Origin of the sequence: Nocardioides soli (assembly GCF_014191495.1) — a bacterium.
GTDB classification, from domain to species: Bacteria; Actinomycetota; Actinomycetes; order Propionibacteriales; family Nocardioidaceae; genus Nocardioides; species Nocardioides soli.
Genome location: NZ_JACHWR010000008.1, coordinates 21,278 through 42,421, shown reverse-complemented (window position 1 = coordinate 42,421; position 21,144 = coordinate 21,278). Strand labels below are relative to the sequence as shown.

General features: G+C 74.8%; 19 protein-coding genes. 8 read left to right on the top strand and 11 right to left on the bottom strand.

Annotation, left to right across the window (positions count from 1 at the left end):
- Positions 1–10: 10 nt before the first annotated feature.
- From FHU40_RS26150 to FHU40_RS26140, 3 genes are all read left to right on the top strand, one after another.
- Positions 11–1,000 (top strand): DUF2332 domain-containing protein, encoded by a 990-nt coding sequence (locus FHU40_RS26150; protein ID WP_183595450.1) that lies wholly within the window; start codon positions 11–13, stop codon positions 998–1,000.
- Positions 1,001–1,028: 28 nt separating this feature from the next.
- Positions 1,029–1,994: a zinc-binding dehydrogenase gene (locus FHU40_RS26145; protein WP_183595449.1), complete on the top strand. Its 966-nt coding sequence runs from the start codon at positions 1,029–1,031 to the stop codon at positions 1,992–1,994.
- A gap of 61 nt (positions 1,995–2,055) precedes the next feature.
- Positions 2,056–3,327, top strand: coding sequence for an MFS transporter (locus FHU40_RS26140; RefSeq protein WP_183595448.1), 1,272 nt, complete (start codon positions 2,056–2,058; stop codon positions 3,325–3,327).
- Positions 3,328–3,457: 130 nt separating this feature from the next.
- On the opposite strand, the gene FHU40_RS26135 is transcribed toward FHU40_RS26140, so the two are convergent.
- Genes FHU40_RS26135 through FHU40_RS26125 form a run of 3 tightly spaced genes read right to left on the bottom strand, consistent with a single transcriptional unit; the run spans position 3,458 to position 6,467 of the window.
- Positions 3,458–4,654 carry an ABC transporter permease gene (locus FHU40_RS26135; protein WP_183595447.1) on the bottom strand — a complete coding sequence of 399 codons (1,197 nt, stop codon included), beginning with the start codon at positions 4,652–4,654 and terminating at the stop codon, positions 3,458–3,460.
- Positions 4,651–5,334, bottom strand: a complete 684-nt coding sequence (locus tag FHU40_RS26130; protein WP_183595446.1) for an ATP-binding cassette domain-containing protein — start codon at positions 5,332–5,334, stop codon at positions 4,651–4,653. Before FHU40_RS26130 ends, FHU40_RS26135 begins: the two co-directional genes overlap by 4 nt.
- Positions 5,331–6,467: a permuted SH3 domain-containing protein gene (locus FHU40_RS26125; protein WP_183595445.1), complete on the bottom strand. Its 1,137-nt coding sequence runs from the start codon at positions 6,465–6,467 to the stop codon at positions 5,331–5,333. Before FHU40_RS26125 ends, FHU40_RS26130 begins: the two co-directional genes overlap by 4 nt.
- A 196-nt stretch (positions 6,468–6,663) precedes the next feature.
- On the opposite strand from FHU40_RS26125, the gene FHU40_RS29230 reads away from it, so the two are divergent.
- A complete protein-coding gene (locus FHU40_RS29230; RefSeq protein WP_183595444.1) occupies positions 6,664–8,499 on the top strand; it encodes an ATP-binding protein in 1,836 nt (611 codons plus the stop codon).
- 21 nt (positions 8,500–8,520) lie between these two features.
- Here the strand turns inward: FHU40_RS29230 and FHU40_RS26115 are convergent, their stop codons facing one another.
- The gene (locus FHU40_RS26115; RefSeq protein WP_183595443.1) at positions 8,521–9,603 is read right to left on the bottom strand and encodes a hypothetical protein; all 1,083 of its coding nucleotides are present in this window, start codon (positions 9,601–9,603) and stop codon (positions 8,521–8,523) included.
- Positions 9,604–9,709: 106 nt separating this feature from the next.
- On the opposite strand from FHU40_RS26115, the gene FHU40_RS26110 reads away from it, so the two are divergent.
- Positions 9,710–10,402 carry a response regulator transcription factor gene (locus FHU40_RS26110; RefSeq protein ID WP_183595442.1) on the top strand — a complete coding sequence of 231 codons (693 nt, stop codon included), beginning with the start codon at positions 9,710–9,712 and terminating at the stop codon, positions 10,400–10,402.
- A gap of 23 nt (positions 10,403–10,425) precedes the next feature.
- Here the strand turns inward: FHU40_RS26110 and FHU40_RS26105 are convergent, their stop codons facing one another.
- From FHU40_RS26105 to FHU40_RS26085, 5 genes are all read right to left on the bottom strand, one after another.
- Positions 10,426–11,445, bottom strand: coding sequence for a LuxR family transcriptional regulator (locus tag FHU40_RS26105; RefSeq protein ID WP_183595441.1), 1,020 nt, complete (start codon positions 11,443–11,445; stop codon positions 10,426–10,428).
- 67 nt (positions 11,446–11,512) lie between these two features.
- Positions 11,513–12,088 carry a TIGR03086 family metal-binding protein gene (locus FHU40_RS26100; protein WP_221200328.1) on the bottom strand — a complete coding sequence of 192 codons (576 nt, stop codon included), beginning with the start codon at positions 12,086–12,088 and terminating at the stop codon, positions 11,513–11,515.
- Between the two features lie 8 nt (positions 12,089–12,096).
- Positions 12,097–13,089 carry a sigma-70 family RNA polymerase sigma factor gene (locus tag FHU40_RS26095; RefSeq protein ID WP_183595439.1) on the bottom strand — a complete coding sequence of 331 codons (993 nt, stop codon included), beginning with the start codon at positions 13,087–13,089 and terminating at the stop codon, positions 12,097–12,099.
- 48 nt (positions 13,090–13,137) lie between these two features.
- Entirely contained in the window at positions 13,138–14,673 is a 1,536-nt protein-coding gene (locus FHU40_RS26090; protein WP_183595438.1) for an FAD-dependent oxidoreductase, read from the bottom strand.
- Entirely contained in the window at positions 14,670–15,272 is a 603-nt protein-coding gene (locus tag FHU40_RS26085; protein ID WP_183595437.1) for a TetR/AcrR family transcriptional regulator, read from the bottom strand. The genes FHU40_RS26090 and FHU40_RS26085 overlap by 4 nt, the downstream gene beginning before the upstream one ends.
- 17 nt (positions 15,273–15,289) lie before the next feature.
- Between FHU40_RS26085 and FHU40_RS26080 the strand changes: the two genes are divergently transcribed.
- Positions 15,290–16,858 carry an FAD-binding oxidoreductase gene (locus tag FHU40_RS26080; RefSeq protein WP_343058062.1) on the top strand — a complete coding sequence of 523 codons (1,569 nt, stop codon included), beginning with the start codon at positions 15,290–15,292 and terminating at the stop codon, positions 16,856–16,858.
- Complete coding sequence (locus FHU40_RS26075) at positions 16,855–17,790, top strand: diacylglycerol/lipid kinase family protein (RefSeq protein WP_183595436.1); 936 nt, start codon at positions 16,855–16,857, stop codon at positions 17,788–17,790. Before FHU40_RS26080 ends, FHU40_RS26075 begins: the two co-directional genes overlap by 4 nt.
- Positions 17,791–17,893: 103 nt before the next feature.
- Here FHU40_RS26075 and FHU40_RS26070 read toward each other — a convergent pair whose 3' ends face one another.
- The gene (locus FHU40_RS26070) at positions 17,894–18,556 is read right to left on the bottom strand and encodes a pirin family protein (RefSeq protein WP_215525678.1); all 663 of its coding nucleotides are present in this window, start codon (positions 18,554–18,556) and stop codon (positions 17,894–17,896) included.
- Between the two features lie 15 nt (positions 18,557–18,571).
- Here FHU40_RS26070 and FHU40_RS26065 point away from each other — a divergent pair, with 15 nt between their 5' ends.
- Positions 18,572–19,933: a GH1 family beta-glucosidase gene (locus tag FHU40_RS26065; protein ID WP_343058061.1), complete on the top strand. Its 1,362-nt coding sequence runs from the start codon at positions 18,572–18,574 to the stop codon at positions 19,931–19,933.
- A gap of 91 nt (positions 19,934–20,024) precedes the next feature.
- Here the strand turns inward: FHU40_RS26065 and FHU40_RS26060 are convergent, their stop codons facing one another.
- Positions 20,025–21,143 carry an aminotransferase class I/II-fold pyridoxal phosphate-dependent enzyme gene (locus tag FHU40_RS26060; RefSeq protein ID WP_183595434.1) on the bottom strand — a complete coding sequence of 373 codons (1,119 nt, stop codon included), beginning with the start codon at positions 21,141–21,143 and terminating at the stop codon, positions 20,025–20,027.
- Position 21,144: the final 1 nt, after the last annotated feature.

Below are 21,144 nucleotides of genomic sequence, written 5' to 3'. Positions count from 1 at the left end.
ATCGCACCGGATGGACGTCTACGGCGACACCGCCACGCAGTACTCCGAGTTCGCCGCGGACGCGCGCCCGACCTCAGCGTGCTTCGCGGACTGGGCGAGCCGGGTCGCGTCCGACCCCGAGGTGCTCGCGTGGCTCGGCCGGCTGCCCGTGCCCAAGCGACAGCCGAACCTGGTCTTCGCGGCCGCCCGCTGGCACGGGGTTCCCGCGCCGGGGCCGTACGACGACCTGCGGGCGGCGCTCCTCGGCGACGACGGGGAGATCCGGGCGACCATCCTCGAGCGCGCCACCCAGACGAACGAGGTCGGCCGGCTGGCGACCCTCGTGCCGGCCTTCGCCCTCGCCGCCGGGACCGGGCCGCTCGCCCTGGTGGAGGCCGGGGCGAGCGCCGGGCTGTGCCTCTACCCGGACCGGTACCGGTATCTGTGGCGCACGGACGCCGGGGTCAGCGCGGCCGGCGATCCGGAGGCGCCGACGCTCGCGTGCGACGTGATCGGGCCCGCGCCGCTCCCGCCCACGGTGCCCTCCGTGGCCTGGCGGGCCGGGGTCGACCTCAACCCTCTCGACGTGACCGACACCGAGCGGATGCGCTGGCTCGCGACCCTGATCTGGCCCGAGCACGACGACCGCCGGGCGCGGCTGGAGCGAGCCGTCGAGGTGGCGCGCCGCGATCCGCCGTACCTGCGCCGCGGCGACCTGATCGAGGAGCTGCCGGGCCTGGTCGACGAGGCCGGTCGGCACGGGACGGTCGTCGTCTTCCACAGCGCGGTGATCGCCTACCTGCCCGACGAGCGGCGCGCGGCGTTCCACCGGCTGATGGCCGGGCTGGTCGCGGCCGGCCGCTGCCACTGGGTGAGCAACGAGGGGCCGCGGGTGCTGCCGGGCGTGACCGCCACCGGGCCGGACCTGCCCGAGGACGAGCACGGGTTCGTCCTCGGTGTCGACGGCCGCGCCGTGGCGCGGACCCAGGGACACGGTCGGAGCCTGCGATGGTTGACGTGAAGTTAACTTGAACTTGTGCAATGGGCTCATGCACGCCATCCGTCTCCATGAGTTCGGCCCATCCGACCGCCTGGTCCTGGAGGACCTGCCCGACCTCAGCCCGGCCGTCGGCCAGGTGCGGATCGCCGTCGCCGCGAGCGGGGTGCACCTGCTCGACACGGCGATCCGGCGCGGCGAGCCCGGTCCGCTGCCGCCTCCCGAGCTGCCGACGCTCCCCGGCCGCGAGGTCGCCGGCGTCGTAGATGCGGTCGGCGACGGTGTCGACGAGTCCTGGGTCGGCCGCCGCGTCGTCGCCCACCTGGGGCCGGTGCCGGGCGGGTACGCCGAGCAGGCGGTCGCGACCGTCGACCTCCTCTTCCCGGTGCCCGATCACGTGTCCTTCGCCGACGCGGTGGCCGCCGTCGGCACCGGCCGCACCGCGCAGGGCATCGTCGAGCTCGAGCCGGCCGGCCGCGACGACGTCGTCCTGGTCCCGTCGGCCGCGGGCGGGCTGGGCTGGCTGCTGGTGCAGGACGCCCGGTCACGTGGCGCGCGCGTGGTCGCGGCCGCCCGCGGCACCGAGCGCACCTCCCGACTCGCGGAGCTGGAGCCCGACCAGGTCGTCGACTACGGCCGCGACGGCTGGGAGCGCGAGGTCGCCGACGGTGTCACCCTCGTGTACGACGGCGTCGGCGGCGCGGTCGGGCGCGCGGCGCTGGAGCTGCTGCGCCCCGGCGGCCGGCTGGTGATGTTCGGGTTCTCGGCCGGCGAGCCGACCCGGCTCGACACCGACGACCTGATCGGGCGGTCGATCTCCGCCGGCTGGAGCCTCGGGCCGCGCATGGTCGGGCTCCCCGGCGGCATCCCCGGCCTCGCCGCCCGGGCGCTCGACCGGGTCGCCGTGGGCGGGTGGCGGCCGCTGGTCACGACGTACCCGCTTGCCGAGGCCGCCCGCGCCCATGCCGACCTCGAGCGGCGTCGGGCGCTCGGCAAGGTCGTGCTCGAGCCGCGATGAAATCGGTGGGGCCAGGCGGTCGCAACGGCCAGACTGTTCCCCGGCCCGGAGAGGAGGAGCGATGACCGACGTGGAGCAGCGACTCGAGAACACCAGGCTGCCGCGCGCGCTCACGCCGTTCCGCCACTCGGCGTACCGCCGCCTCGCGGTGGCGCTCGTGCTGGCCACCTTCGCCGGCGGGGTGTGGACGGTCGGGCTGGTCTGGGAGGTCATCCGGATCGGCGGCGGTCCGGCGCAGCTCTCGGTCGTCTCGACCGCGGCCGCGGTCGGCGTGCTGCTGCCGGCGCTGCTCGGCGGAGTGGTCGCCGACCGGGTCCCGCAGAAGGTCATCCTGCTCTGCGTCGCCGGGATCGAGTTCGTCGCGATGTCCGTCGTCGCGCTGCTGTCGGTCGCCGACCTGACGCTGCTGTGGCACCTGGGCGTGGCGGGCTTCGCGATCGGCACGGCGATGGCGTTCTACTACCCGGCGTACTCCGCCTGGCTGCCGGCGCTCGTGCCGGAGGAGGACCTGCTCGCGGTCAACGGCTTCGAGGGCATGGTGCGCCCGACGATCGGCCAGGCGATCGGCCCGGCCGTCGCCGGGGTGCTGGTCGGCGCGGTCTCGCCCGCCGCCGCGCTGAGCATCGCGGCGGTGTCGTCGGTCGCCGGCCTGCTCGCGCTCACCACCGTGCCGCTGACGCCGGTACGTCGTGACGCCGACCAGCCGGTGCGCTCGGTGGGCCACGACCTGCGCGAGGGATTCGTCTACATGGTGCGGACGCCGTGGCTGCTGGCCACGCTGCTGTTCGCGTCGCTGATGATCTTCGTGATCATGGGCCCGCTCGAGGTGCTGGTGCCGTTCCTGATCAAGGACAAGCTGGGCGGCGACGCGGGCGACCACGCGATGGTGCTGGCCGCGTTCGGCATCGGCGGCGCCGTCGGCTCGATGGCGATGGCGTCCCTGCGGATGCCGCGCCGCTACCTGAGCGTGATGAACCTGCTCTGGGGCGTGGGCTGCCTGCCCTTCGTCGTGATGGGCATGGCCACCCAGATCTGGATGCTGGTGGTGGCGGCGCTCGTCCTCGGTGCGATGTTCTCGGCCCCGATGGTGATCTGGGGGACGCTGCTCCAGCGTCGCGTGCCGCCGCACCTGCTCGGCCGGGTCGCCTCGCTCGACTTCTTCGTCTCGGTGAGCCTGATGCCGGTGTCGATGGCGCTGGCCGGCCCGGTCTCCGAGGCGATCGGCCTGCGCACGACGTTCCTGGTGGCCGGGGTGGTGCCGACCTTCGCGGCGATCGCCGCCGTCGTCCTGGCCCGGCTTCCGCAGGACGAGCTCGCCCACCCGCTGGCGTAACGGTCGTCCGCCTCTCGCGGGTGCACACCGAGCGATACCCAGTGACGATCTGGTTGTTCCCGGGGTCGCGGAACGACCAGATCGTCACTGGGTATCGGGACTGGGTATCGGGACGGGGCCGGGTGCAGCTCTAGAGGGTGCGGAGCGCTTCGGCGGGCTCCAGGGACCCGGCTCGCCAGGCGGGAAACGCCCCGGCGAGTACGCCGATCACCAGCCCGGCGAGCGGGGCCGCGAGCAGCCGGGCGTCGAGCACGGGCGCCCAGTCGCGGGCGAGTGCGACGAGCATGCTGGTGCCGAACCCGAGGCTGGTCCCGACGACGCCGCCGAGCAGGCCCACGGTGGCGCTCTCGACGAGGAACTGGGTCATCAGGTCGCCGCGGGTCGCGCCGAGCGCCCGGCGCAGCCCGATCTCGCCGACGCGCTCCATCACCGAGAGCAGCATGATGTTGGCGATGCCGACGCCACCGGCGACCAGCGTGACGATGCCGAGGAGCACCAGCAGCGACGAGACGTCGCCCTGCACCCGCTCCCGCAGCGTGGTGTCGGTCGGCGGGGCCGAGGCGAGCAGCGCGCCCGGGTCCGTGGGCGTGATCGCCAGCGGCGCCTGACGGGCGATCGTCTCGGCGGCGCCGGGCGCGACCTCGACCTGCAGCGACTGCGCTCCCTGCCAGCCGAACAGCCGGGCCGCCGTCGACTCCGGGACGACGATCGAGTCGACCAGCTCGCCCCGGGCGTCGACCGCGTCGATGATGCCGACGACCGTCAGGGCCCGGTCGCCGACGAAGACCGCCGGCCCGTGGGCGAGGTCCGTGATGCCCAGGCGCCGCGCGGCCGCGGCGCCGAGCAGCGCGACCGGGTCGGCGCGGGCGACGTGACCGGCGTCGTACCGCCGGCCGGAGATCTCGGCGTCGACCGCGTCGAGCAGGCCCGGGGAGGCCGCCAGCACCGGGAGCGTGGGGTCGGGCGGCGCCTGGGGGTCGACGACCGGCACGGTCCGCGCCGGGTCGTCCACCTCCAGGCGGGTGAGCGTGCCGGCCGTCTCGACGCCCTCGAGGCTGCGGATCCGCTCCTCGGCGTCGGCCGGCAGCACCGCGCCACGCTCGGCCCGCGACTCCTCCGGCTGCACGGTCACCCGGTCGGCGGCGGCCCGGTCGAAGTGGTCGGCGACCTGTCCGCTCGCCGTGCCCGCCAGGCTGACGGTCGCCACTAGGGCGGCTAGGCCCAGCGCCTCGCCGACCATCGTGAGCACCAGCCGGCCGGGTCGTGCCGACACCCCGGCCATCGCCTCGACGACGTGGGTCCACGGGCGTGCCCTCCCGCGGCTCATGCGGAGAGCCGTCCGTCGACGATCCGCACGCCGCGCGACGCGCGGGCGGCGACGCCCGGGTCGTGGGTGATCATCAGGATCGTCGTGCCCTCGGCGTGCAGCTCCTCGAAGAGCTCGAGCACCGAGGCGGCGCTGGCGGTGTCGAGGTTGCCGGTCGGCTCGTCGGCGAGCAGCAGGCTGGGGCCGGCGACCAGCGCCCGGGCGATGGCGACACGCTGCCGCTCACCGCCCGAGAGCGTCGCGGGCCGGGCCCGGCGCCGGTGCGCCAGCCCAACCCGATCGAGGAGCCGCTCGGCGCGGAGCGCGCGCTCCCGCCCGGACAGGCCGAGGTAGAGCCCGCCCAGGCTCGCGTTCTCGAGCACGGTGAGGTGGGGGAGGAGCTGGAAGGCCTGGAACACGAATCCGAGGCGTGCGGCCCGCAGCCCGGCCCGCCGGCGCTCGCCGGCGGTGGTCGTGTCGATCCCGGCCAGCCGGTAGTGACCGGCGGTCGGCGAGTCGAGGAGGCCCAGGACGTTGAGGAGGGTGGACTTGCCCGAGCCCGACGGGCCGACGATCGCGAGGAACTCGCCCTCGGTCACGGTCAGGTCGACGTCGCGCAGCACGTCGACCGGTGGGTTGCCCCCGAAGGTCCGGCCGACGCCCTCGAGCTCGACGACCGCGGGAGCACCGGCGGCGGTCACTCGCCCACCACCACGCGGTCGCCGTCGGCCAGCTCACCGTCGACGACGCGCACCTCGACGTAGCCCTCGGCGGACAGCCCGACCTCGACCCGGACCGTGCTCGTCGAGCCGTCCCGGTCCACCCGGACGACGCGCGCGGTGCCGGCGGCATCGGTGCTCAGCGCCGCGAGCGGTACGACGAGTACCTTGCCCCGCGTGCTCTCGAGCGGCACGGTCACCTTCACGTTGGCGCCCTGGAGAGCTCGCTGCTGCCGGTCGGTGAGGCCGGGCAGGCGCACCGAGGTGCGGGCGCCGGTCTCGGTGCCCGTGACCGCGCCGAGCCGGCCGCGCACCTCGGCGCCCCCGGGGACGTCAATGACCACGGGCATGCCGGCCTCCAGGACCTCCTGGTCGGCGGTGGTCAGCCCGATGGAGACGACGAGCTCGGAGCCGGAGAGGAGCATCGGGGCCCGCGGCAGCGGCTTGCCCAGCCGGGCCGGCGCACGGTCGACGCGGCGCGGCAGGCTGGGGACGTAGGTGACCTCGCTCATCGGCAGCACGACCTCGTCGGCGTCGGCCGCCGCGGCGCCGGTCGCGGCCTCCTCGCCGGCCGCACCGTCGGGTGCGGAGCCGATCGTGCCCGCGGTCGGCGCCGGGTAGCCCAGGCGTTCGTAGAGGTCGGCCACGGCCGCGCTCGTGTACGTCGTGAACTCGTCGTCCACCTCGCCGGGGTCGAGCCCGATCCGGGTCAGCGCCTGTTCGAACTGCGCGACGTCGGGGCCGACGTCGCCCGGTGCGAGGTCGCGGTACGCCGGCAGCGCGCCGGTCAGCGCGATCACGGGACGGCCGGCGACCTCGAGCACGACCTCGCCCGCGCGGACGGTCGCGCCGCGGTGCCGGGGCGCCGCGGTGACGATCGGTAGCGGCGCGGTCGTGCGGACCACGAGCGGGACCGGGTCGGAGAAGTTGGCGTCGCCCCGCACGACCACGGCCGAGGTGATCTTGCGCAGCTCGACGGCCGCGGTCACCGGACCGGTCGGCGGCGGGGCGTCGCGGCCGGTGGACGGTGCCATCGTGAGCGCCGCGGCGTACCCGAGACCCGCGCACGCCAGCGAGCCCGCCGTGATCAGCAGCAGGGAGCGGAAGCGCCTCATCCCGGACCCGGCCTCGAGGTGAGGTCGGCGGGCGAGGGATGGGAGCGCGGCGGGTCGGGCGTCGGCATGCGGCGAACGTTCGCAGCGGGGTGTGAAGAACCGGTGTCGATCCGGTCAGGATGCGCCTTCACATGTTCTTGGCATCCCGATGCCACGATGTGCCGATGGAGACGGTGCGGGCGACGGCGACGGTGCGGTGAGGTCCCCCGGGCTCCTCGGCCGCTCGATCCTGGCGTCGGTGCTGGTCGCCGCCGTCGCGAGCGTCGCCACCGCGGTGCTCACCGCCGACGCGGTGCGCTCGAGCGCGGAGCGGGAGCAGGTGCGGGTGGCCGACGTGGACCGGACCATCGTCGACCGCCTGGAGGCCTTCGGCCGCGGCGGCCCCGAGTGGGCGGGCGCGGGCGCCCTGCTCGGCGAGCTGGCCGCGTCGTCGGAGCGGCTCATCGTCGTGACCAATGTCGACGGTGCGCCGCTGGCCAGCTCGGCCGGGTCCGACCCCGGGCAGCGGGAGGTCGGGACCCAGGACCCCACCGCGGTCCTCGACCCGCTGGCCGGCATCCTCGCCGCCGCGACGGCGGCCGTGCCCGCGGCGTACGACGAGCTGGCGCTGCCGGCGCCGCTGCTCGCCGCCCGGGCGGGTGGCGGCGACCTGCGGGCCGCGCTCCGCCGCGACTACGACCTCACCGGCATCTGCCTCGACGTCGAGGCCGACGAGGGACCGTCGGGCGGCGTGCCCGGAGACGTGACGGTGCTGACCTCGTGCCGCGACCTCGCATCCACCCGAGCCGGGGCCGGCCGCGGCGGGCTCGCCGATCTGGCCCGGCTGCAGAGTGCCGTCGCGCTGGAGGAGTACCGGTGCCTGCAGCGCCGGGGAGTGACCTCGCAGCTGACCCGGCTCTTCGGCGCCGACGGCAGCGGCGCGCCCGACCTGCTCACCGTGCACGTGCCGGGCGCGGCGGACGGCGCGCGTACGTCGTCGGTGTCTCGTGCCTGGAACGACTGCGCCACGGCCGTGCTGACGCGGCACCTCCGGGCGTCGGTCGCGCCGAGCGCGGTGCTCTACGTCTCCGAGACCCGTGCGGTCGAGCGCGGCCTGGTCGACCGGGTCGGCGGGCGGCGCATCGTCCTCGCCCTGGTCGTCATCCTGGTGGTCGCGGTGGTGGCCAGCCTGGTCGCCTCGCGCCGCGTGCTGCGGCCGGTGCGCCGGCTCACCGAGGCCACCCAGCAGATGGCGGCGGGGGAGCTGGCCACCCGGGTGCCCGTCACGGGCCACGACGAGGTGGCGCGGCTGGGTCGGTCCTTCAACGAGATGGCGCAGGCCCTCGGGGAGGCCGACGACCAGCGGCGCCGGATGGTGAGCGACGTGGCGCACGAGCTGCGGACGCCGCTCTCCAACCTCCGCGGCTACCTCGAGGCGGGGCACGACGGCGTCCTCGAGCGCGACGACGCCTGGACCGGATCGCTGCTCGAGGAGGTGGCGCTGTTGCAGCATGTCGTCGACGACCTCGGCGTGCTCGCCCAGGCCGACGCCGGCCGCCTCGCCCTGCACCCGGTCGACGGCGACGTCGCCGCGACCGTCGACACCGCCCTGCTCGCGATGCGGGGCGCCGCGGAGTCGCGGTCGGTGACGCTCGCCCGGACCGGACTCGCGTCGGCGCCGGCCCCGCACGACCCGCTGCGACTGCGGCAGGTCGTCGCCAACCTGGTCTCGAACGCCGTGCGGCACTCACCCGAGGGCGCCACGGTGACGGTGGACCTGCGGGCAGACGCCGGACCCGACGACCGACCCGGCGTGGTGGTCGAGGTCGCCGACCGCGGCGCGGGCATTGCGGCGAAGCACCTGCCGCACGTCTTCGAGCGCTTCTTCCGCGCCGACCCCTCGCGTACCCGGGAGACCGGGGGGAGCGGCCTCGGCCTCGCGATCGTCGAGCAGCTCGTCGGCGCCCACGGCGGGGCCGTGACCGCCGGACAGCGGGCCGGCGGGGGCGCCGTGTTCACGGTCTGGCTCCCCGCCGGCCGGTCCCAGGACTGAGAGCCGGGGCCGCTGCGCCGCCTATTCCTGGTCGGCGACCGCGGCGGCCATCGCGGTGCGGAACGCCTCGAGCTCCTCGAGGTTGTCGCGCACGAACCGCTCCTCGGTGTCCAGCTTCACCGCCCGGAAGGTCCGTCGCCAGTCCCGCAGGCAGGCCTCGTCGGCGACGGCCAGGTCGACCTCGGCGGTGCGGAGGGCGGCCAGGCGGGTCGGATCGGCGTCCGCCATCCCCGACAGGTCGGGGCCGAGCAGCTTCCGGGCGTCGTCGCGGGCGCGGGCCCGGGGCTGGTCGAGCTCGGTGAACCCGCGGTGCCCGGCGGCGGCCAGGCAGCTCGACCAGGACGACGTCGCGGCCTCGACCCGCGGGTCCGCCAGCTGCTCGTCGCGGAGATCGCCGACCCGCTTCAGCAGGCTCGCGAAGCTGTCGCGCACCCGCTGGGCGCGCTTCTCGGCACTCCGGCGCTCGTCAGCGGTGGGCTCGCCGGCGTCCGCGCGGCCGACGCAGGACGTCTCCGTGTTCGACATCGCGGTGCCCGCCAGGTAGCCACGGTCGTCCAGGGTGTTGACGTCGCCGTAGAGCGCCTGGTGGTAGGCGACCCGCTCCGCGACGCTCATCCGCGCGACGATCGCCTCGTTGGGGTCGCGCTGCTCCTCACGGTCCGCCGGCGGCTCGGTGCTGATGCCGTAGCCGAACCGCGCCGCGAACTCGTCGGGCGGCAGGTCGGGGAAGCTGCCTCCGGTCACGTCCAGCGTCATGGAGCCGTCCGGCAGCAGCGTCGCGTCGACGTCGGGCACGAACGGCACGTACTCGAACCCCTCGGCGGCCATGCACCGCGCGATCTCCTCCTCGAACTCGAGGTACTCGGCGTCGTCGGTGCTCAGCGCGGCTCCCGCGCCGACCCCGATGTAGTCGTCGAGCGGGCCGACCGGCAGGCCGCCGTCGTCCGACCCGTCGTCGGAGTCGTCCGACCCGGTCTCCGGCGTACCGGACGCGGCGGCCGGGGAGGGGTCGGGATCGTCGGCTCCGGAGGAGCAGGCCGAGAGGCCGAGGAGCAGGGCGAGGACCGCCGCGGCGGCGGCCGGGTGCAGGAGTTGTCGACGCATGGCGCGACGGTCGCAGCGCCTCGTGAAGACGCCGTCAAGAACCGGTGTGGGTGCGCACCCGTTCGTTCTTCACAGGTTCTTGGCAGCCGGCTGCCAGGATGACGCGGTGAGCGCACGGATCCTGGTGGCGGACGACGACCGCAAGCTCGCCGCACTCGTCCGGACCTACCTCGAGCGGGCCGGGCACTCGGTGGTCGTCGTTCCCGACGGCCGGGCCGCGCTCGTCGAGTGCCGGCGTCGGCAGCCGGACCTCGCCGTCCTCGACATCATGATGCCGCTGCTCGACGGTCACGACGTGTGCCACCTCCTCCGCTCCGAGGGTGACGTGCCGATCATCTTCCTCACCGCGCGCGCGACCGAGGACGACCTCGTGCAGGGCCTCCAGCTGGGCGCGGACGACTACGTCACCAAGCCCTTCAGCCCCCGCGAGCTGGTGGCCCGGGTCGAGGCGGTGCTGCGGCGCAGCCGCCCCGAGCCCGGTGACGCGGTCACCCGGGCCGGCTCGCTCGTCCTCGACGAGGAGCGCCACGAGGTGCGGCTCGGCGGGCGCCTGGTGCCGTGCACGCCGGCCGAGTTCCGGATCCTGCGCGAGCTGGTCACCCACCCCGGGCGGGTCTTCTCCCGGCAGCGGCTCCTCGAGGCGGCGTTCGGCTTCGACCACGACGCGCTCGAGCGGACCGTGGACGTGCACGTGATGAACCTGCGCCGCAAGCTCGAGCCGGACCCGACCGACCCGCGACACCTGGTCACCGTCTACGGCGTCGGCTACAAGTACGTCGCCGACGACGCTGCTCCTTGAGGTCGGACCGCCGTCGGCCGAGGTCAGATGCCGGGACCGAGCACCGAGGCGAGTGAGCCGCGGGAGCTGATGCCGAGCTTGCGGTAGACGTGCGAGAGGTGCCACTCGACGGCCTTGACCGTGACCACGAGCTGGTTGGCGATCTCGCGGTTGGTCAGCCCGGTGACCGCGAGTCGGGCGACGCGCTGCTCCGCCGCGGTCAGCGACGCGAGGGTCTCGCCGGCCACCGGCTGCGGCTGCTCGCCCAGGCGGCCCAGCAGGCGGCGGATCCGGCCGAGCAGCGGCCAGAGGTTCTCGCTCCCGGCGTATCGCTCGGCGCGGCGCAGCAGCGCGAGGACCTCGCCTCCGCGCTCGGGGCCGGCGAGCAGCAGCAGCCCGGCGAGGTCGGTCTCGATCTGGGCGGTGAGCCGCGCGCTCGGCACCCCGTCGAGCTCGTCGAGCGCCTGGCGCAGCAGCGAGGCGCGGTCGGTACGGGCGTCGACGGTGGCGAGGGTGCGCAGGCCGAGGGCGATCGGGTACGCCGCGCCGCTCACGCCGGCCAGGGTGAGGTGCTCGCGGGCCAGCGCGGTGCCCTCCACCCGGTGGCCGAGGCGGACCGCGGTCAGCGCGGCCGCCGTGCGCCAGGGCAGCACGTCCGGGTCGTCCTCGCCCGGACGCAGCAACCGGGGGACCCGGGCGAAGTGGTGGGCCGCCAGCTCGATCTCGTTGACCGCGGCGCACAGCTCGCCGCGCCCGTAGTGGGCGGTGGCGCCGACCAGGCCGGCGTGGTCGAGGTGGACGCCGAGCCGCTCGCCCGCGACCCGCGCCTCGGTCAGCTCGCCGCGGGCCAGCCGGCAGTCGATCAGCGCCGTCAGCAGGGCCGCGCGCTGGGGGACGTCGAGGGCGTCGGTCGCGGCGGCCCGGTCCAGGTAGCCGACCGCGGCGCCGATGGCGCCGGCGCGGGTGTTCACGAGGCCGCGCTCGAGCAGCTCCAGCGGATCCTCGACCGCACCGGCCTTCCTCGTCGCCGCGTCGGAGGCAGGGGTAACCGAGGCCGCGGGCATGCGGGAGAGCCTAGGAAGACCCGCCGCGCTCCGGGGCGGAATCGGGTAAAGGATCGTGGCGGTCCAGTCAGGTCCGGCCCGGCCGGCGGCCCAGGAAGGCGAGCAGCCGGGCGTCGGCCGGAGCGTCGGCGGGCGCCGGCAGCGCCGGGGCGAACCGGATGCCGCGGTCCGCCCGGGTCACCGCGGCCCGCGCGATCGGGAGCAGCGACTCAGCGAGATCGACCGGGATCGGGGCGTCCTCGCCGACCGCGCGGCCGACGTCCCAGCCGTGGGTGGTGACCTCCAGCGCCGCCGTGGCGACCAGCAGCGGGCTGACCAGGTCGTGGCGGCCGGTCGCGGCCTCGATCACGACGTCGCCGGGCGAGGGTCGCGACCAGGCGCCCAACAGCGCGGTCGCCTTGGCCCGGATCGTCGGGACCGGGCCCGCGGCCGACCGGGACCGGTGCACGTCGACCGAGCCGCCCGCCGCCTCGGTGAAGGCGTCGAGGGCGTCCTCCATGTGCGCGAGCAGGTCGGCGAGCCGCCAGCACGCGCACGGCGTACGTCGGTCGAGGAGGTCGTCGCGGACTCCGGCGAGTCGACCGCAGGTGTAGGCGAGGGACCGGTCGAGCAGCTCGACGGACCCGCCGAGCGTCACGCTCACGGCCAGGGTCACCGAGGGTTCGGGGCCGGTGCGTGGTCGGCGGGCAGCCGGGTCGGCAGCCCGAACCTCTCGAACAGCGCCTGGTCGAAGAACGCGGTCACGTGCCGCACCCGGTCGCCGTCGAGCTCGAGCACCTGCAGCTGGAACGGCGTGAAGTCGCCCTGCGGGGTGCGCATGTACAGGCCGTAGGCGGGCTGCCCGTTGGCCTGCGTCGGCAGCATCGGCATGTCGTTGGCGCCGCCGGGGCACTCGTTGCCGATCAGCCAGCCGATGTTCACGGGCCCGCGGAACCAGCTCGTGAACGGCGGCATGTCCCAGGTCGCCTCCGCGGTCAGCATGCTGACGATCGCGTCGACGTCCTTGCGCCAGAAGGCGTCGACGTAGCGCTCCAGCAGCTGCTCCTGGGCGGGGGTGAGCTCGTTGCAGACGGTGTCCTCGGTCAGCCCGCGCTCGGCGAGCTGGGCATGGGCCCGCTGGAGCGCGGAGTTGACCGCCGCGGTCGAGGTGTCGAGCGCCGCGGCGACCTCGGCGGCGCTCCACCGCAGCACGTCGCGCAGGATCAGCACGGCGCGCTGCCGGGCGGGGAGGTGCTGCAGCGCGGCGACGAAGGCCAGCCGGATCGAGTCGCGCTCGGCGACCACCACGGCGGCGTCGGGCACCGGCTCGAGCCAGGTGATCTCGTGGTCGCTCTCGAGCGCGTCGCCGGCCATCGCCTCGGGCGTACCCAGTCCGGCGGGCAGCGGCCGGCGCGGCTTGTTCTCGAGGTTGGTCAGGCACACGTTGGTCGCGATCCGGTAGAGCCAGGTGCGCACCGAGGAGCGGCCCTCGAACTTCCCCGCGGCCTTCCACGCCCGCAGGAACGTCTCCTGCACGAGGTCCTCGGCCTCCTGGACCGAGCCGGACATCCGGTAGCAGTGCGCGAGCAGCTCACGTTGGTAGCGCTGCGTCAGCGTCGGGAAGTCGTCGAGCTCGGCCCCGGGATCGTTGTCAGGTGTCGTCATGACCGCTCCAGTCTGCATGGTGGTACCGACAGCCGTCGACGCCGAATTTCATCGGACCAGCGCGAGCGCCCTCTCCGCCGCGGGCTCGGCGAGCGCGCGGTCGGCCGGGACCAGCCCGACCCGGGTGCGCCGGTCGAGCAGGTCGTCGACGTCGGCGGCGCCCTCGTGGGTGACCCCGAAGACCAGCTCGGCGAGCGTCACCGGCACGCCGTCCGCCACGGGCGCGAGCAGCTCGTCGTCGGCGAGCCCGGTGACCTCGCGGGCGTTGTCGAGCACCAGCCGGGCGTCGGTGCCGAAGCGCCGGACCAGCCGCGCGGGTTCCTCGAGGTCGGCGAGCGCGGCGCGGGGCGCGGCGCCCAGCAGCGGCAGCGCGGCGGTGCGGCACGGCCCGGCGGGCAGCCCGGCACGGGCGACCGCGGCGTCGACGGCGTCCTCGGCCATCCGGCGGTACGTCGTGAGCTTGCCGCCCACGATCGTGACGACGCCGGTGCTGCTGGTCAGCACCGCGTGGCGGCGGGACAGGTCGGCGGTCGAGCCGGAGCCCCCGCCGTGGTCGGTGTCGAGCAGCGGCCGGAGCCCGGCGTACGCCCCGACCACGTCGGAGCGGTGCAGCTGCCGGGAGAACGCCGCGGACACGACGTCGAGCAGGAACCCGATCTCGGGCTCGGTCGGCTCCGGGACGTCGGGCACCACGCCCTCGACCGGCTCGTCGGTGAGGCCGGCGTACACCGTGCCGTCGGGCTGCGGCAGCACCATCACGAACCGGTTGCTCTCGCCGGGCACCGGGCAGAACACGGAGATCTCCAGGCCGGGCAGCGTCTCGCGGCGCAGCACCAGGTGGGTGCCCCGGCTGGGCCGCAGGGTGATGCCGTCGACGAGGGTGTCGGCCCAGACGCCGGTCGCGTTCACGACGGCCCGGGCGGTGACGGCGGTGGTCGTCCCCGTGAGTTCGTCGCGCAGCTCGACGCCGGTGCCGGTGGCCGACAGCACCCGGGCGCGGGTGCGCACGTGGGCGCCGTACGCCGCGGCCGTGCGGGCGACGGTGACGACCAGCCGGGCGTCGTCCTCGAGCTGCCCGTCCCAGCCGAGCATCGCGCCGCGCAGGCCGGCCGGGCGCAGCGCCGGCACCAGTCGGAGCGTCTCGGTGACCGAGAGGTGCCGCGGCCGCGGGAGGGTCGCGGCGTCGGTGTGCGCGCCGCGGCGCAGCAGGTCGCCGGCGAGCAGCCCGCTGCGGGTGACGAGTGTCTGGAGGCGGCTCACGCTGGAGGAGAGCGGCACCAGCATCGGCATCGGCCGGGTCAGGTGCGGGGCGGTGACCTCCATCAGGACACCGCGCTCAACCGCGCTCTCGTGGGCGACGCCGAGCTGGCCCTTCGCGAGGTAGCGGAGCCCGCCGTGGACCATCTTCGACGACCAGCGGGAGGTGCCGAAGGCGAGGTCGTGGGCGTCCACGGCGAGCACGCTCAGCCCGCGGGTGACCGCGTCGAGGGCGACACCGGCGCCGGTGATGCCCAGGCCGACGACCACGACGTCGACGTCGGTCGGTGCGTCGGTGAGACCGGGGGTGATCCGGGTGGGGTTCACGGCTGCAGGCTCCGGGTCAGCGCGAGCGCGAGCTCGGCGTCGAGCTCCTCGCCCGCGACCCGGTCGTCGACCATCGTGTGCGCCGAGAGCACGAAGCCGTGGGCGGCGAGCAGCATCGCCCGGGCCATCGCATCGGGGTTGCCCGCACGGACGGTGCCCTCGGCCTGGCCGTCGCGGATCGCCCGGACGGTCAGTTCCAGGATGCCGTCCTGTGACCGACCGCGACGGGAGAGCAGGTAGGGCAGCAGCAGCTCGGGGTCGAGCTCGACGATGCGGACGAAGAGCTCGTTCTCGCGCAGCCGCTGGATCGTGGTGACGATGTCGCCGACCAGTCGCTCCACGGTCGGGGCGTCGGCGTCCTCCTCCGCGAGACTCTCCGCGACCACCGTGCCCCACTCGCGGGTCATCAGGTCGGCGAGCAGCTGGGGCATGTCGGCCCAGGTGCGGTAGATCGTCATCCGCGAGACCCCCGCCCGGCGGGCGACCTCGGTGAGCGTCGTCCGCCGCCAGCCGACGTCGAGGATGCAGTCGCGCGCGGCGTCGAGGTAGGCGTCGCGACCTTCGGGAGCACGTGCCTCGTTGTGACGAAGTGACGACATATGTCACAGTGTAACGCGTGAACGCCGAGATGCATCCGTCCCGCTGGGGCGACCCGGCCCGCGCGGCCGCCCTGCCCGAGGCCACCCGCGGCCTGGTCGAGATGGTCTTCGGGCTCGATGACCGCCCGGCCGTCGCCGAGCCGAAGCCGCCGCCGTCCGCGCTGGGCCGCGCCGTGATCGACCGGTTGGCCGCGGTGGTCGGCGCGGACGACGTCCGCGTCGATGACGAGACCCGCCGGCTGCGCACCCGCGGCAAGTCCACGCCCGACCTGCTCCGGGCGCGGTCCGGCGACCTGAGCGACGCGCCCGACGTCGTCGTCCGCCCCGGCACGCACGACGAGGTCGCGGCGGTGCTGGCACTCGCGGTGGAGGAACACCTGGCGGTGGTGCCGTTCGGGGGCGGTACGTCGGTGACCGGCGGCCTGGCCGCCCGGCGCGCGGGGTACGCCGGCGTGGTCAGCCTCGACCTGGTGCGGATGAAGCGGCTGCTCGCCGTCGACCACACCTCGATGACCGCCACCCTCGAGCCCGGCCTGCGCGGTCCCGAGGCGGAGGCGCTGCTCGCGGCCGAGGGGCTGACGCTCGGCCACTACCCGCAGTCGTGGGAGTACGCCTCGATCGGCGGCTTCGCCGCCACCCGCTCCAGCGGCCAGTCGAGCGCCGGCTACGGCCGCTTCGACGCCCTGGTCGTCGGGCTGCGGGTCGCCACGCCGCGCGGGTCGCTCGAGCTGGGCAGCGCCCCCGCGAACGCCGCCGGACCCGACCTGCGCCAGCTCTTCCTCGGCTCGGAGGGCGCCTTCGGCGTGCTCACCGCCGTGACCGTCCGGGTGCGCCGGCTCCCGGCACAGAAGACCTACGAGGGCTGGCGGTGGCCGTCGTTCGCCGACGGCGCGGCGGCGATGCGCACGCTCGCCCAGTCGGGGCTGCTGCCCACCGTGCTCCGGCTCTCCGACGAGTCCGAGACCGCGATCAACCTCGCCGACCCGGCCGCGATCGGCGGCGACGGCGCCACCGGGTGCGTGATGATCACCGGCTTCGAGGGCGAGCCCGACGCGGTCGCCGCCAAGCGGTCGGCCGTCTCCGCTGTGCTGACCGGCCTGGGCGGCACCCCGCTCGGCGCGGACGTGGGAGAGAAGTGGGCGCACGGGCGCTTCGACGCGCCGTACCTGCGCGACGCGATGCTCGACGTCGGCGTGCTGGTGGAGACGCTGGAGACCGCGACGTTCTGGTCGAACCTGGACCGGCTGTACGCCGACGTGAAGGCCGCGCTGACCGCGTCGCTCGGCGACCCGTCGATCGTGCTCTGCCACATCTCGCACGTCTACGAGACCGGGTGCTCGCTCTACTTCACGGTGGCCGCGAAGGAGTCGGCGGACCCGCTCGTGCAGTGGGACGCCGCGAAGCGAGCGGCGAGCGATGCGATGATCGCGGCCGGCGCGACGATCACCCATCACCACGCGATCGGCACCGACCACAAGCCGTGGCTCGCGCAGGAGATCGGGCCGCTCGGCGTCTCCGTGCTGCGCGCGGTCAAGGCCGACCTCGACCCGACCGGCATCCTCAACCCGGGTGTCCTGATCCCATGACCTCCCACGGGGACGGCAGGGCGTTCGCCTTCCTGGTCAACCCGTCCTCCGGCGGCGGAGCGGCGCCGGATGCGGTGGTGCCGGTCGCGCGCCTCCTGCGCGAGGCCGGCGCGGTCGTCGACGTCACCTACTCGCCCGGGCCCCAGGCGATGACGCGGCTCGTGGACGAGGCCGTGGCCCGCGGCGACGTGGTGGTCTCGGTCGGCGGCGACGGCATGCTCTCCTCGCTCGCCGGGCTGGTCGCCGGTCGCGACGCCACGCTCGCGATGGTGCCGGCCGGGCGCGGCAACGACTTCGCCCGGATGCTCGGCCTGCCCGACGACCCCGCCGCACTGGCCCGGGTGCTGCTCGAGGGTGAGGTGCGCCGCGTCGACCTGCTGGCCGTCTCCGGCCTCGGCGCGCAGCGACGGATGGTTGCCGGCTCGATCTACGCCGGCGTCGATGCCCGCGCCGCCGCGATCGCCGACCGGGCGACCTGGCTCCCGCGCTCGATGCAGTACCCCTACGCCGCCCTCCGCGCCCTCGCGGCCTACCGGCCCGGCCGCTACCGGGTCGCGGTCGACGGCATTCCGCACGAGTACGCCGCGGCCACGGTCGTGGTCGCGAACTCCGCCTACTACGGCAAGGGCATGCAGATCGCCCCGCCCGCCTCGATCGAGGACGGCGTGCTCGACGTGATCGTCATCGAGGCCGCCTCGCGGCTCGCGCTGATGCGCTCGCTGCCGAAGGTGTACGACGGCCGGCACGTCGCGCTCCCCGAGGTCACCGTGCTCACCGGCAAGCGGGTCGAGCTCAGCGGCACGCTCCGCGGATCCGCGGGCGGCCCGATCCCCGTCGGCGGCGACGGCGAGCCCCTCGGCCTGCTCCCCGCCTCCCTCGCCGACCCGGCCGTCGTCGAGGTCGTCCCCGGGGCGCTGTCGGTCATCTGCTGACGGTGGTTTCGAGGCTCGGCGCTGGCGCGCCTCGCACCTCAACCACCGGCGCCGGTGGTTGAGGTGCGAAGGCCGTCAAGGCCTGAGCCTCGAAACCACCGCGTCAGGCGAACGCCCACACGAGCAGCTCGGTCGGGACCGCGGCGGTGACGCTGACTCCTGAGGCGTCGGTGATCCGGAAGGCGTCGCCGTCCGCGAGCGGCTCGGCCAGCGACGACCGGGCGAGCGCGCCGCCCGCGACGTACGCGTGCAGCAGGGGAGCGTCGGGGAGGGCGACGGTGTCGCCGGCGTTCAGCCGGGCGACGGAGAAGGTCGCGTCGCCGAGCCGCGCCACCTCGGTCAGGCGGCCGGAGGAGAGCGAGACCGGCGTGATGGAGTACGCCGGCGGCGTACCGGTGTCCTCCGGGGTCAGCCACGCCTGCACGAAGCGGGTCGGGCCGCCGGGTCCGGCGATCTCGGAGTGGGTCACCCCGGAGCCGGCCGACAGCACCTGCACCTCGCCGGGGCGCACGACCCCGGCGTGGCCGGAGGAGTCGTGGTGGTGCAGCTCGCCGCTCAGCACCCAGGTCACGATGTCGACGTCGCGGTGCGGGTGGTCGGCGAAGCCGGATCCGTGCCCCAGCAGGTGGTCGTCGTGGCAGACCAGCCGACCGAAGCGCACGTTGTCCGGGTCGTAGTGGGTGCCGAACGAGAACGAGTGGCGCGTGAGGAGTCCCTCATCCCGGGTAAGGAAGCGGTCGGTTCCACGGCGGATCTCGACGCTCACAGGCATCATTGTGCCGTGTCCGACCCCCGCCCGCTCAGCGGACTGCCCCAGCTGCCCCCCGGCTTCCGATTCGGTACCAGCACGGCGTCCTTCCAGATCGAGGGCGCCGCCACCGAGGGCGGCAAGGGCCCCAGCATCTGGGACACCTTCTGCGCCGAGCCCGGGCGGATCAAGGACGGGTCGAGCGGTGCGGTGACCTGTGACCACTACCACCGGTACGCCGAGGACGTCGCGCTGATGAGACGACTCGGCGTGGGCGGCTACCGGCTGTCGGTGTCGTGGCCGCGCATCCAGCCGACCGGCTCCGGCGCCCCCAACCCGGAGGGCCTAGGCTTCTACGACCGGCTGATCGACGAGCTGCTCGCGAACGACGTACAGCCGATGGTCACGCTCTACCACTGGGACCTGCCGCAGGCGCTCGAGGACGACGGCGGCTGGCTCAACCGCGCGACCGTCGACCGGTTCGCGGAGTACGCCGCGATCCTCGGCGAGCGGTTCGCCGACCGGGTCGAGCACTGGATCCCGGTCAACGAGCCCAACGTGGTGATGATGATGGGCTACGCGACCGGCATGCACGCGCCGGGTCGCACGTTGATGTTCGACTCGATGCCGGTCGCCCACCACCTCCTGCTCGGCCACGGCCGGGCGGCGATCGCGCTCCGCGAGGCGGGCGCGACCAGCGTCGGCTGCGCCAACAACCACGCCCCGATGTGGCCGGCCAGCGACGACGCGGCCGACGTCGGGGCGTCCAAGCTCTTCGACGCCCTGTGGAACGGCATGTTCAGCGAGCCGATGCTCCTGGGGCGGTACCCCGCCGACCTCGCGCCGCTCTTCGAGGGCATCGCCCGCGACGGCGACCTGGCGGTGATCCGCCAGCCGCTCGACTTCTACGGGCTCAACTACTACAACCCCTTCAAGATCGGCGCCGCCGGCGCGGACGCCGAGATGCCGTTCGAGTTCCGCGAGCTGCTCGGCTACCCGGTCACCGACTTCGGCTGGCCGGTGGTCCCCGACGCGCTGCGCGAGTGGCTGATCCTGATGCGCGCCCGCTACCGCGCCGCGCTCCCGCCGATCTACATCACCGAGTCCGGCTGTGCCTACAACATGGGGCCGGACGAGGCCGGTGCCGTCGACGACCAGCCGCGCATCGACTACCTCGACGCCCACCTGCGCGCGGTCGCCACGGCCGTGCAGCGCGGCGTCGACGTACGCGGCTACTACACCTGGTCGCTGATGGACAACTTCGAGTGGTCCGAGGGATTCACCCAGCGCTTCGGCCTGGTGCACGTCGACTACGACACCCTGAAGCGCACCCCGAAGCGGTCGTTCGACTGGTACGCCGACGTGATCGCCGCGCAGGGCAGGTCGGTCGGCTGAGCCCGGACCTCTCGGGCAGCTCTGGCACTTCTCGGGTGTTGCGGACCCCCAGCTGTGCAGGGATACCCGGTGAACCGGGTATCCCTGCGGCTCAAGGCCTCACGCCAAGGGCCAACCGATCGACGATCTGCTCCAGCCGCTCGGGGGTGGTGGCGATGTTGACGCGCACGTGGCCCTCGAGGTCCGGCTGGTAGTCGTGCCCCGGGGCGACCCGTACGCCGTGGGCGAGGGCGGCCGCGGCCGGGTCGGCCACGGCGTACCCGCGCAGGTCGAGCCAGGCGAGGTAGGTCGCCTGCAGTGGCCGCATCCGCGCCTTGGGCAGCCGATCCGCGACCAGCTCGGTGAGCAGCTCGCGCTGCGCGGAGAGCCGCTGCCGCAGGGCGGCGAGCCAGTCGTCGCAGTCGCGCCAGGCCGCGGTGCCCGCGATCACGCCGAGGATCGACCAGGTGTTCTGAGCCGGGATCGGCACCGCCGCCAGCCGCTCGCGGTCGGCCGGGTCGGGGAGCACCAGCTGCGCGCCGTGGGTCGCGGGCATGTTGAACGTCTTGGACGGGCTGGTGACGACGATCGCGCGCTCGTCGACGGCGAGGTACGGCGTGAAGGTCGCGCCCGGCAGCACCAGCGGGGCGTGGATCTCGTCGGACACGACGCGCGCGTCGTACTCGCGGGCCAGCGCCGCGACCGCGGCCAGCTCCTCGCGCGAGGGCACCTGGCCCAGCGGGTTGTGCGGGTTGCACAGCAGCAGCGTGCGCGCGCCCGACGCGAACGCGCGGGACACGGCGGCCAGGTCGAGGACCGCTTCGTCGCTGTCGGGATCGAGGGTGACCGGCACGACCTCGCGGCCGGTGACCTCGACGACGTCGCGGAAGGGCGGGTAGCACGGCAGCGGCACCACGACCGGCCCCGGTGGGCAGAGCACCTCGAGTGCGAGCCGGATGCCGCTCATCACGCCCCCGGTCGGCACCGACGCCTCCGGCGCCACCTCCCAGCCCCAGTGTCGGGCCGCGAAGCCGGCGTACGCCGCGCCCAGGTCGTCGCCGTGCGGCGGATAGCCCAGGGCACCGCGGCGGACGGCGTCGACCAGCGCCTCGGTGATCGGCTCGGCCTGCCGATAGTCCATCTCGGCCACCCAGGCGGGGACCACCCCGGGGGTCTCCCACTTCAGCGGCAGCGCGGCCCGAGCCTCCTCGTCGGTGAGATCGTGGATCACC